The sequence below is a fragment of the Actinophytocola sp. genome (genome assembly GCF_036002505.1).
Classification (GTDB): domain Bacteria; phylum Actinomycetota; class Actinomycetes; order Mycobacteriales; family Pseudonocardiaceae; genus DASYTH01.
In genome coordinates, this window is sequence record NZ_DASYTH010000458.1 from 1 (window position 1) to 10,927 (window position 10,927).

Below are 10,927 nucleotides of genomic sequence, written 5' to 3' on the forward strand. Positions count from 1 at the left end.
GCCGCCAACTCAGCCAACTTCCCAGCCGCCTTCACAAAGTCAGGGTCCGAGAACTTGACCTTGCCAGCCCGCCGGTCCGCCATCCACGCCGGATCCTTACCGTACACATCGTTCCCCAGAATCCCCGCCCACGTCGGCCCCAACGCATCATGCGTCGTCTTCCCCCCACCGATAACAAACGGCGTCACCCCCACCGCCTTCAACTTCGCCGAGTCCTCCAACAACTCCGCATATGTCTTAGGCGGGCCAGAGATCCCCACCTGCTGGAACAGCTTCTTATTGTAGTAAACAACCGGGATCGTCTGCGTGTTCGCCGGCAGCTGGTAAACCTTCCCCCCGATCGCCCCGTTCCGCGGATACAAGAAGTCCCCCAACTCCTCCGACTTCCACTCATAAAGATTGCCCGACTCCGCAAACCCCGCCGGCGACACCGCGACAAGAACATCCGGCAACTGCCCAGAAGCCAACAACTGCTTCGCATACGCCGTCCGATCCTGCGTAGGCGAAACCAACTTGTCAACCTTGACATCCGGATTCTTGTCCGTCACCCGCTTGATCGCCGCATCCCAAACCTGCGGCGTCAAGTTCGGCGTCTCAAACGTCAAGAACGAAATCTCCTGCTGCCCCCCACCCCCCGAACTCCCGCCAGAGTCCTTCACGGAGCACGCCCCCAACGCACTCAGCAGCGCCACACACCCAACCGCAACGAGCTTCCTCATGGCCACCATCTCTTCATCGAGGGGTGCACACCAGCCAACCGTGCGAGCATTACATCGGATGACTAGACCACGGTCAACCCCGCAGTGCCAACTCAGCGCCACCACGAGCCCAGATTCATGGGATGTCTACGAGGGCCCCAGAAAGATGCAGACCACGCGCGGGGGTCCGGGGGCGGAGCCCTCGGCCGGGGGTCTGGGGGCTTGGCCCCCAGAAAACACCCGAACGACCTGGTCTGCTCGTTCCGCAGACACAGGTCGCCGGAGTGGAGGTGCCGGGAATCGAACCCGGGTCCTCTGTCGTCTAGCCAGGGCTTCTCCGTGCGCAGTTCACTGTGTCTCTACTTGACCCCTTCGGTCTCGCGAACTAGCCGAAGTGACGGGCCCAGCCGCTGTGGGTTTCCCGAGTCGGATCCGCGGCCGACCTGACTCGGTGAGCCTCCTAGCTGATGCCGGCGAACCGGGTCGGAGGCGACCCCGGGCCGACAGACGTCACGCTCGCTTAGGCTGCGAGGGCGACGTCGCGCTGACTCGTAGAGTTGGCGCTTATTGGTTTGCGGCGACGCTTGAGGTGGTCTTCCGCCTGCACCTGCACGCTTCCCCTGACCCAACGGCCAGAGTCGAAACCGTTCACCCCCTTGCTGGATGTTGGTCCGTCTAGCTTAACGCCTGGCGGAGCCAGGTTCATCCCGGTTCCCGAGGGGTAGGGACAGCCCTACCCCGAGGACGGCGGCGCACCCCATGGTTGGCGACCCGGCTCTCCAGGATGCTGGTCGCAGCGTTGAGGAACCAACCCGAGGAGATCAGGATGTCACCGGCACTCGTCACGGAGCGCGACGGCACCCGGCCCAACCCGCCGGTGCTCGGTTCGCTGGCCTACCTGGTGCTGAACCTGCCGGTGGGGATCGCCGGGTTCGTGTTCGTGGTGACTGCGCTGAGCGTGGGGCTGAGCACTGCGATCATCTGGGTGGGCGTGCCGGTGCTGGCGCTGGCCATGCTCACCTGGCGGGCCGCCGCGCGGCTGGAGCGGCGCCGGGTGCACGCGATGCTGAACACCTACATCGCCACGCCGTACCGGCCACTGCCGGAGGGGCTCTCCGCGCAGTGGCGCACCCGCCTGAAGGACGGCGCGACCTGGAAGGACATGGCCTACTTCGTGCTGCTGCTTCCGGTCGGGGTGGCCGAGTTCACGATGATGGTGGTGTCCTGGTCGGTCAGCCTGTGGCTGCTGTTCCTGCCGCTGTACTTCGGGTTCCTGCCGGACGAGTGGTACCCGGAGGTCTGGGACCACCCGCTCGGCCAGGTGGACTCGGCGTGGGAAGCGCTGCCCTGGGCCGCGCTGGGCGCGATCCTGCTGGCCATGACGATCGCGCTGACCAAGGCGCTCGGCGCGCTGCACGCCCGGTACGCCCGCGCCCTGCTCGGCCCGAGCCGGCGCCGGGTGGACGCGCTCGGCCGCACGGCGCCCGCGGCCACGACCGCTCCGAGCGCCGGCTTCGATTTCCGCACCCACGTGTACCCGGGCGTGTGACGCGATGACCGAACCCGTGCGCGCCGAGCCGTATCTGCACGTGGTGCCGCGGCCCATCGCCGTGGATGCTGGGGTGGTGGCCGAACCGATGACCGATCTCCGCGCCCAGCGCCCGGTTCGGCGGGTGCTCGGCTCGATCGTCTTCATGCTCGGTGGTTTTCCGCTCAGCCTGGCCGCGTTCGTCATGCTGGTGACGTTCTTCGCGGTCGGTGTGGGCACGGCCATCATCTGGGTCGGCTTCGTGGTACTGATGATCTTCACGCAGCTGATCTACGGGTTCGCCGCCGCCGAACGGAAGTGGATCAAGTTGACGCTCGGCCTGGAGATCCCCACGCCGCAGCGGCACCGGGAAGGCACGGTGGTGCAGCGCTGGCGGCAGCAGCTCACCGACTCGCAGACGTGGCGCAACTTCGGCTATCAGATGATCACTTTCCCGCTGAGCTGCGTGGAGTTCGCGCTGGCCGTCGCCGGCACGATCCTGCTGCCGATCGGGATCTGGGTGCTGCCGTTCCTGGCCTCGCTGCACGCCCAGCTGGCGATGACGCTGCTCGGCACGAACACCACCGCCCAGCTCACCGAGCGGGCACAGAAGCTGCAGGCGTCGCGGGCCCGCGGGGTGGACGCCGCGGAGGCCGAGCGCCGGCGCATCGAGCGGGACCTGCACGACGGCGCGCAGCAGCGGCTGGTGGCGGTGACCATGGGCCTCGGCCGGGCGCAGGCGAAGTTCGAGCGGGACCCGGCGGGCGCGCGGGCGCTGATCGACGAGGCGAAGGCGGACGCCATGCTGGCCGTGGCCGAGCTGCGCGACCTGGCCCGCGGGATCTACCCGGCGGTGCTCGGCGACCGCGGCCTGGACGCGGCGCTGTCCTCGCTCGCGGCGAAGTGCCCGGTGCCGGTGAGCGTGCACGTCACCGCGGAGCCCCGGCCGCCGGCCGCGGTGGAGAGCACGGCGTACTTCATCGTCGGCGAGTCGCTGACCAACGTCGCCAAGTACGCCAACGCCGCACAGGTCACGGTGAAGGTGTGGCGGGAGGACCGCCCGTCCGGCGACCTGGTGGTGGTCGAGGTGACCGACGACGGCGACGGCGGGGCGGCGTTCCGGCCGGGTGGCGGGCTGGTGGGGCTGGCCGACCGGGCTGCCACGATTGACGGCGTGATGACCGTCGTGAGCCCGATCGGAGGACCCACCGTGATCAGAGCGGACCTGCCGTGCACGTGGTGATCGCGGAGGACTCCGTGTTGCTGCGTGCCGGATTGCAGCGGCTGCTGGCCGACGAGGACATCGAGGTGGTCGCGGCCGTCGAGGACGGGGACGGGCTGCTCGTCGCGGTGAGCGAGCACCGGCCCGATCTGGCCATCGTGGACGTTCGGATGCCGCCGACGTTCACCGACGAGGGGCTGCGCGCGGCACTCGCGGCCCGGGAACAGATGCCCGGGCTGCCGGTGCTGGTGCTGTCCCAGTACGTGGAGGAGCGCTACGCCGTCGAGTTGCTGGCCGGCGGCGCCGGCGGGGTGGGCTACCTGCTCAAGGAGCGAGTAGCCGACGTCGCCGAGTTCGTGGACGCGGTGCACCGGGTCGCCGGCGGTGGCACGTGCATCGATCAGGAGGTGATCGCGCAGCTCATGGCCCGCGGTCGAAGAAATCCCATCGACGTGCTCACCCCGCGGGAGCGGGAGGTGCTGAGCCTGATGGCCCAGGGACTGTCCAATGTGGCCATCGCGAAGTCCCTGACCGTCTCGGACGGCGCGGTGGAGAAGCACGTCGGCAACATCTTCAGCAAGCTCGGCCTGGAGCCGAGCCCCGAGGAGCACCGCCGGGTCCGCGCCGTGCTCACGTTCCTGGATCGGAGCTAAAGGGGATGAATGCCCCATTCAGTGCGGCTGACGCACTGAATGGGGCATTCATCGCAGTTCACGCGGCCCGCACCTCCGCGGCCGCCGCCGGCTCCAGCGCCAACTCCAGCACCTCGCGGACGTCGCTGACCAGGTGCACCGTCAGCTCCGCACGCACCGACTCCGGCACGTCGTCGAGGTCCGGCTCGTTGCGCTTGGGCAGCAGCACCGTGGTGATGCCGGCCCGGTGCGCGGCGAGCAGCTTCTGCTTCACGCCACCGATCGGCAGCACCCGCCCGGTCAGCGACACCTCACCGGTCATCGCCACGTCCGAGCGCACCAGCCGGCCGGACAGCAGCGAGGCCAGCGCCGTGGTCATGGTGACGCCCGCGCTCGGCCCGTCCTTGGGCACCGCGCCCGCCGGCACGTGGACGTGCACGCCGCGCTCGGCCAGCGCACCCACCGGCAGCTCGAGTGGCCCGCCCTGGGACCGCAGGTAGGACAGGGCGATCTGGGCCGACTCCTTCATCACGTCGCCGAGCTGGCCGGTCAGCGTGACCCCGGACGGCCCGGTCTCCTTGTCCGCAAGGGAAGCCTCGACGAACAGCACGTCCCCGCCGGCCCCGGTGACGGCGAGCCCGGTCGCCACGCCCGGCACCGCCGTCCGCTCGGCCGACTCCGGCGTGTGCTTCGGCTGGCCGAGGTACCTCCGCAGTTCCCCGGCGCCCACGGCGACCGGCAGAGCACCGTCGCCGACCGCCAGCGACGCGGTCACCTTGCGCAGGATCCGGGCGATCGACCGCTCCAGCTGCCGAACGCCGGCCTCCCGGGTGTACTCGCCGGCGATCAGCCGCAGCGCGTCGTCGCTGACGGCGATCTCCTCCGCGGTGAGCCCGGCCCGCTCGAGCTGGCGCGGCAGCAGGTGGTCGCGGGCGATGACGACCTTCTCGTCCTCGGTGTAGCCGTCCAGGGTGACCAGCTCCATCCGGTCCAGCAGCGGCGCCGGGATCGCCTCGATCACGTTGGCGGTGGCCAGGAACACCACGTCGGACAGGTCCAGCTCGACCTCGAGGTAGTGGTCGCGGAACGTGTGGTTCTGCGCCGGGTCAAGCACTTCCAGCAGCGCCGCGGTGGGGTCGCCGCGGTAGTCCGAGCCCACCTTGTCGATCTCGTCGAGCAGCACCACCGGGTTCATCGAGCCGGCCTCCTTGATGGCCCGGACGATCCGGCCGGGCAGCGCGCCGACGTAGGTGCGCCGGTGCCCGCGGATCTCCGCCTCGTCCCGGACACCGCCGAGCGCGACCCGGACGAACTTGCGGCCCATGGCCCGGGCCACCGACTCGCCGAGCGAGGTCTTGCCGACCCCGGGCGGACCGGCCAGCGCCAGCACCGCACCGCTGCGCCGCCCGCCGACGACGCCGAGCCCGCGCTCCTCGCGCCGCTTGCGCACGGCCAGGTACTCGATGATCCGGTCCTTGACGTCCTCCAGGCCGGCGTGGTCGGCGTCCAGGATCTCCCGAGCACCGCGGACGTCGTAGGCGTCGTCGGTCCGGGTATTCCACGGCATCTCCAGCACCGTGTCCAGCCAGGTGCGGATCCAGCCGACCTCGGGCGACTGCTCCGAGGTCCGCTCCAATTTGTCCACTTCGGACAGTACGGCCTCGTGTACATGCGCAGGCAGGTTCGCTTCCGCTACTCGCGCCCGGTAGTCCTGCTCCTCGGACGCCGGCTTACCGTCCAGCTCGGCCAGCTCCTTGCGGATCGCGGCCAGCTGCTGGCGCAGCAGGAACTCGCGCTGCTGGCGCTCCATGCCCTCCTGGACGTCCTTGCGGATCGTCTCGGCCACGTCCAGCTCGGCCAGGTGCTCCCGGCCCCAGTCCAGCAGCTTCTCCAGCCTGGTCGTCACGTCCGGCGTCTCCAGCAGCCAGACCTTCTGCTCCTCGGTGAGGTAGGAGGCGTAGCCGGCCATGTCGGCCAGCGTGGACGGGTCCTCGACCTGCGCGACCGTGTCCACCACCTGCCAGAGCCCGCGCTGCTGCAGGATGGTGGTGACCAGGCTCTTGTACTCCCGGGCCAGTTCCCGGCCGCGCTCGCCGACCGGTGGCTCCTCGGACACCTCCACCTGCACCCAGAGCGCCGCGCCCGGGCCGGTGGTGCCCGCCCCGATGCGCACCCGCGCCGTGCCGCGCACCACCGCGGCCAGCTCACCCCGCGGCAGCCGGCCGACCTGCTCGATCACGCCGAGCGTGCCGACCCGGGCGTACTTGCCGTCGAGCCTCGGCACCAGCACCACCTGCGGCGGCTCGTTGCCCTCCACCGCGGCCTGCGCGGCCTCGACCGCAGCCCGCACGTCACCGGCGGCATCGTCGCCGGCGAGCCTGATGGGCACGACCATGCTGGGCAGCAGGACGGTGTCATCCAACGGCAGAACCGGCAGCGCCAAAGCCTGTGCCATCAATCCTCCAAGGTTGAGTCTGTACCGCTCAACTCGGGAGGGACCGCCGATGTTCCGCTCAGCGTTCGCCCTGAGCGAGCAAGCGCACGTAGCGAGAAGGCGGTGTCCCGACGCTCGCGGTGAAGTCCCTGATGAAGTGCGCCTGGTCGGCGTAGCCCAGTTCGGCGGCGAGCTCACCCCAGCTCTCCGGCTCCCCGCCCGCGGTCCTGGCCAGCGCCTCCTGCATCCGGTAGCGGCGGATCACCCACTTCGGACCGGCGCCCACGTACTCGTGGAACAACCGCTGCAACCGGCGCGGCCCCATGCCGGCGCCGGCGGCCAGGTCGCTCACCCGGACCAGGCTCCGGTCCGCGGCGATCGCCGCGACGATCTCCCCGGCCACGTCGGCGAGCCGGTCGCGGCGCGGCGCGAGCGGCCCGAGGAACCGATCCATGATCGCCGCCATGCCCTCCTCGTCGGGCGCCCTGAGCAGGGCGTCCTCCAGGGCCTGGCCGCGCTCGCCGAACACCTCGGGCACCCCGAGGAACCGGTCGGTGATCCCGGCGACCGGCGCGCCGAGAAACGCCCGGAAGCTGCCGGTCCGGAACCGCACGCCGAAAACCCGGTGCCGGCCCTCGAGCACCTCGGCGAACCGCCCGGTGGTGAGCCCGGCGATACGCGACCGGCCCGCCTTGAACGTCATGTTGACGCCGGGCCGGGTCAGCACCCGCTGCGTGAACGGCGGCTCACCGCGCAGGTCCCAGCTCACGGTCCAGTAGTTCTCGACGAACGGCGCCAGCTCCGAGGCCGGCTCCAGCGTGCGGTACCGGAACTTCTCCCGCGCGGTGTTGGCGTAGAGAATCCCCGGCTCGGTGCGGAACGATCCACCCACGCCGACCAGGCTAGCCGGCCGGACCGTCGCGTTTGTTCAATACACGGCCTGAACAGGGCTCCTAGCCTGTCCGCCATGAAATCGACGAGCACATTCGAGGTGAAGAGCTGGGACGAGCAGCCGTTCGCGGAGGGCGACGGCCAGCCCAGGCTCACCCGCACCAAGGCGACCAAGACCTTCACCGGCGACATCGAGGGCGAAGGCACCGTGGCGTACCTGATGGTCTACCGGCCGGACGGCTCGACGTTGATCACCGGCTTCGAGCGGGTGCTCGGCAAGCTGGGCGGCCGCGAAGGCGGCTTCGTGTTCCGGCACGAGGGAACCGACCAGGACGGCGCCGCCGCGGTCACCTGCACGGTGGTCCCGGGCAGCGGCACCGGCGAGCTGGCCGGCCTGCGCGGCGAGGCCCGCTTCGCCGCCCGGTCGATGACCGTCGAGCTCACCTTCGACTACGAGCTCGGCTGAGAACCCAGCAACCGCAACGGGTTGTCGTGCAGGACCGCACGGAGGAAGGGTTGGCCGAGGCGTTCGTCGGCCTCGGCCCAACCCGCGATGACCGCGAGCTGCTCCGCGTAGCGGTGCGGGATGCTCGGGAAGTCGGTGCCCAGCACGATCCGCTCACCGAGCCCGGCGGCGAGCCGGGGCACCCAGTCGGATGGCAGCAGCGCCGCGGAGTTGTTGAACGCCACGCCGACCATCGCGGTGTCCAGGTGGACGTTCGGGTAGCGCTCGGCCAGGTCGAGCGCGACGTCCAGCTCGGGCATCCCCCCGTGTGCCAGCACGGCCACCAGCCGCGGATGCCGGGCGAGCACCTCGGCGAACACGTTCAGGCCGGTGAACTCGCCCCGGAGCGGGCCATGTCCACAGTGGACCACCGCGGGCACGCCGGCGTCGGCGATCAGGCCCCACGCCTTGTCCAGCAACGGTGATCGCGGGTCGAACGCGCCCACCTGCACGTGCACCTTCACGCACCGCGCGCCCCTGCGCAGCGCATTGTCCACATAGGACACAACCGAGGGCTCGGGATACAGGGTCGCGGTCGGCACCGCGCCGGGCGTGCGCGCGGCGAACTCGATAACCCAATCGTTGAGCCACGAGGCCATGCCCGGCTTGTGCGGGTACACCAGCGGCGCGAACGTGATCACGTTCAGCCGGCGCAGGATCGCCAGCCGCTCTTCCTCGGGCAGCCGGTACTGGACCGGCCATTGCGTGCCGTACTCCCGAGCCGCCCGGTCGAAGAACGCCCACACCTTGCGCTGCACGGACTCCGGCAGGAAATGCAGGTGGATGTCGACCAGCCCGGGCAGCCCCAGCCCGGCCACCCAGGGCGCGACGTCCTCGTCCGCGCGCGGCCCGGCCACTCAGTACCGGCCCTTGGCCGCACGCCCGGCGGCCCTGGCGATCTCCCGATCCGCGTCCCGCTTGGCCATGTCCTGCCGCTTGTCGTAGGACTTCTTGCCGCGCGCCAGCGCCAGCTCCACCTTGACCTTGCCGTCCTTGAAGTACATCGACAGCGGGACCAGCGACAGGCCGCTCTCCTTGCTCTTGCCGATCAGGCGCAGGATCTCCTTGCGGTGCAGCAGAAGCTTCCGGGTCCGCCGCGGCGCGTGGTTGGTCCAGGTGCCCTGCACGTACTCCGGGATGTGCACGTTGCGCAGCCACACCTCGCCGTCGTCCACCGTGGCGAACGCGTCGACCAGCGAGGCCCGCCCCTCCCGCAGGCTCTTCACCTCGGTGCCCTGCAACACCACCCCGGCCTCGAACGTGTCCAGGATCGCGTAGTCGTGCCGAGCCTTCCGGTTCGACGCGATGACCTTGCGGCCGACCTCCTTCGCCATGCGCTACAGGTTACGTGCGCGGGTTTCGTTCGCTGGTCAGAGCCCGGCGAACGGCGCGGCCAGCCGGTCCGCCGCCGCCGCCCACCGCTTCCGGTCCGAGCGGCGCGGCCGGCCCGACCGGGGCGCGGCGATCAGCTCGGCCAGCTCCGGAACCGTGGACACGTCCCGCGGACCACCGGCCAGGTGGCTCAGCGACCCCGCCGAGTGGTATCGGAGCAGGTACTCGTCGGCGCGTACCCCGGTGGCGAGCGCGTCCACGATCCGCCGGGTCGGCTCGAACGCGACCAGCGCGATCGCCGCGTCCATCCGCTGCAGCGTCCAGGGGGTCTGGACCAGCGCGGACGCGATCGCGTCGCCCAGCGCGGGGTCCCCGGTCAGCGCGAACAGCGCCTCGGCCACCCGCACCAGGAAGCCGCCCCGCGCCGACGAGCTCGCCGCCCGCAGCATGCGCTCGACCCGAACCGGCGTGGCCGAGCGCCGAGCCTCCGCGCTGCCCGGCGAAGCACTCCGGGCGATGACCTCGAGGCCGCGGGCGGCGAGCTCGTCGTTCGCCGCCATGCCGAGCTCGAGCATGTCCAGCACCGCGTCACCGCCGGCGCGGTACCGCTCCATCAGGACGCCGAAATCCGCGCCGGTGTGCCACACCTCGTACGGGTCACCGAACACCTCGCGCCGGTAATCCGGCCACGCCGGATCGGTCACGTCCGGACGTACAGGCGGAGCGTCACGTATCCGGTGACCGCGGAGATACCGATCGCGGTCAGCAGCAGCCAGGGCGAGACCAGCAGGATGTCCAGCGTGGTGACGCCGCCGAGCACGTTGGTCAGACCACCCAGCAGGTCATCCAGGAACAGACCCTTGAACATCACCACCATGACCACCGCGAGGATCGCCCCGACCACGCCGGTGACCACGGCCTCGAGCAGGAACGGCAGCTGGGTGTACCAGCGGGTGGCGCCGACCAGGCGCATGATGCCGACCTCGGTGCGTCTGGTGAACGCGGACACCTGCACCGTGTTGGCGATCAGCAGCAGCGCGGCGACGGCCATCACCAGCGCGATCGCGAACGCGAGGTTCCGGACCAGGTTGAACTTTCCGAAGATGTCCCGCAGGAACTGACCCTGATCGATGACGTTGTCCACGCCCGGCTTGCCGTTGTAGGTCTGCTGGATCACATCGGGCCGGTCCGGCCGGAACAGCTTGACGTGGAACGACGCCGGCAGCGCCTCCGGCCGGGCCAGCTTCACCAGCTCCGGCTGCGCCTCGAAGATCCGCTTGAACCGCTCGAAGGCCTGGTCGCGGTTCTCGAACGTGACCGTCTCGATCGCCGGGTCCTTCTCCAGGTCCGAGCGCAGCGTCCGGCACGGGTCGTTGGCGCAGCTCTTGTCGTTCGCGCTGACGTCGTTCACCAGGTACACGCTGACCTCGAGCTTGTCCTGGTAGAGCGCCTGGCTCTTGTCGATCAACCGGACGAACAGCAGGCCGCCGCCCAGCATGGCGAGCGAGATGGCGGTGGTCAGGATCATCGCGATGGTCATGGTGACGTTCCGCCGGAGACCGGTGAGAACCTCACTGAGGACGAAGCTGGCACGCATCGGGGGAGTCAGTCCTTACGAGTCGATGGGTCAGCGACCGATGCCGTAGACGCCGCGGGCGTCGTCGCGGACGACCCGGCCGAGGTCC

At 70.1% G+C, this 10,927-nt stretch carries 11 protein-coding genes and 1 other RNA gene; 4 read left to right on the top strand and 8 right to left on the bottom strand.

Annotated features, from left to right (window positions below):
* Together VGR06_RS40225 and ssrA are read right to left on the bottom strand one after the other, a co-directional pair.
* On the bottom strand, positions 1–719 hold a 719-nt coding region (locus tag VGR06_RS40225; RefSeq protein ID WP_327564501.1), incomplete at its 3' end, for an ABC transporter substrate-binding protein.
* A 261-nt stretch (positions 720–980) separates the two neighbouring features.
* Positions 981–1,354: a transfer-messenger RNA gene (gene ssrA / locus VGR06_RS40230) on the bottom strand.
* A gap of 170 nt (positions 1,355–1,524) precedes the next feature.
* On the opposite strand from ssrA, the gene VGR06_RS40235 reads away from it, so the two are divergent.
* From VGR06_RS40235 to VGR06_RS40245, 3 genes are all read left to right on the top strand, one after another.
* The gene (locus VGR06_RS40235) at positions 1,525–2,247 is read left to right on the top strand and encodes a sensor domain-containing protein (RefSeq protein ID WP_327564502.1); all 723 of its coding nucleotides are present in this window, start codon (positions 1,525–1,527) and stop codon (positions 2,245–2,247) included.
* Between the two features lie 88 nt (positions 2,248–2,335).
* Positions 2,336–3,469, top strand: a complete 1,134-nt coding sequence (locus VGR06_RS40240; RefSeq protein WP_414637434.1) for a sensor histidine kinase — start codon at positions 2,336–2,338, stop codon at positions 3,467–3,469.
* Complete coding sequence (locus VGR06_RS40245; protein WP_327564503.1) at positions 3,457–4,101, top strand: response regulator transcription factor; 645 nt, start codon at positions 3,457–3,459, stop codon at positions 4,099–4,101. Before VGR06_RS40240 ends, VGR06_RS40245 begins: the two co-directional genes overlap by 13 nt.
* Before the next feature lie 58 nt (positions 4,102–4,159).
* Here the strand turns inward: VGR06_RS40245 and lon are convergent, their stop codons facing one another.
* Both lon and VGR06_RS40255 read right to left on the bottom strand, forming a co-directional pair.
* Positions 4,160–6,535, bottom strand: coding sequence for an endopeptidase La (gene lon, locus VGR06_RS40250; protein ID WP_327564504.1), 2,376 nt, complete (start codon positions 6,533–6,535; stop codon positions 4,160–4,162).
* 58 nt (positions 6,536–6,593) lie between these two features.
* On the bottom strand, positions 6,594–7,406 hold the full coding sequence (locus VGR06_RS40255) for a helix-turn-helix domain-containing protein (RefSeq protein WP_327564505.1): 813 nt from the start codon (positions 7,404–7,406) through the stop codon (positions 6,594–6,596).
* Positions 7,407–7,481: 75 nt separating this feature from the next.
* Between VGR06_RS40255 and VGR06_RS40260 the strand changes: the two genes are divergently transcribed.
* A complete protein-coding gene (locus VGR06_RS40260) occupies positions 7,482–7,871 on the top strand; it encodes a DUF3224 domain-containing protein (RefSeq protein WP_327564506.1) in 390 nt (129 codons plus the stop codon).
* Here VGR06_RS40260 and VGR06_RS40265 read toward each other — a convergent pair.
* From VGR06_RS40265 to ftsX, 4 genes are read right to left on the bottom strand one after another with little or no spacing between them, the layout of a single operon-like run.
* Positions 7,856–8,767 (bottom strand): amidohydrolase family protein, encoded by a 912-nt coding sequence (locus tag VGR06_RS40265; protein WP_327564507.1) that lies wholly within the window; start codon positions 8,765–8,767, stop codon positions 7,856–7,858. The two genes, VGR06_RS40260 and VGR06_RS40265, sit on opposite strands and share 16 nt — an antisense overlap.
* Positions 8,768–9,244, bottom strand: a complete 477-nt coding sequence (gene smpB, locus VGR06_RS40270; RefSeq protein ID WP_327564508.1) for an SsrA-binding protein SmpB — start codon at positions 9,242–9,244, stop codon at positions 8,768–8,770. It abuts the gene before it with no gap.
* A gap of 36 nt (positions 9,245–9,280) precedes the next feature.
* The gene (locus VGR06_RS40275) at positions 9,281–9,946 is read right to left on the bottom strand and encodes a hypothetical protein (protein ID WP_327564509.1); all 666 of its coding nucleotides are present in this window, start codon (positions 9,944–9,946) and stop codon (positions 9,281–9,283) included.
* Positions 9,943–10,839: a permease-like cell division protein FtsX gene (gene ftsX, locus VGR06_RS40280; RefSeq protein ID WP_327564510.1), complete on the bottom strand. Its 897-nt coding sequence runs from the start codon at positions 10,837–10,839 to the stop codon at positions 9,943–9,945. The genes VGR06_RS40275 and ftsX overlap by 4 nt, the downstream gene beginning before the upstream one ends.
* Between the last annotated feature and the right edge of the window lie 88 nt (positions 10,840–10,927).

Excerpts from the sequence above, each read along its gene's own strand:
- VGR06_RS40235 (WP_327564502.1), top strand. The coding sequence starts at position 1,525 with ATGTCACCGGCACTCGTCACGGAGCGCGACGGCACCCGGCCCAACCCG.
- smpB (WP_327564508.1), bottom strand. The coding sequence starts at position 9,244 with ATGGCGAAGGAGGTCGGCCGCAAGGTCATCGCGTCGAACCGGAAGGCT.
- VGR06_RS40260 (WP_327564506.1), top strand. The coding sequence starts at position 7,482 with ATGAAATCGACGAGCACATTCGAGGTGAAGAGCTGGGACGAGCAGCCG.
- ftsX (WP_327564510.1), bottom strand. The coding sequence starts at position 10,839 with ATGCGTGCCAGCTTCGTCCTCAGTGAGGTTCTCACCGGTCTCCGGCGG.
- VGR06_RS40240 (WP_414637434.1), top strand. The coding sequence starts at position 2,336 with ATGACCGATCTCCGCGCCCAGCGCCCGGTTCGGCGGGTGCTCGGCTCG.
- lon (WP_327564504.1), bottom strand. The coding sequence starts at position 6,535 with ATGGCACAGGCTTTGGCGCTGCCGGTTCTGCCGTTGGATGACACCGTC.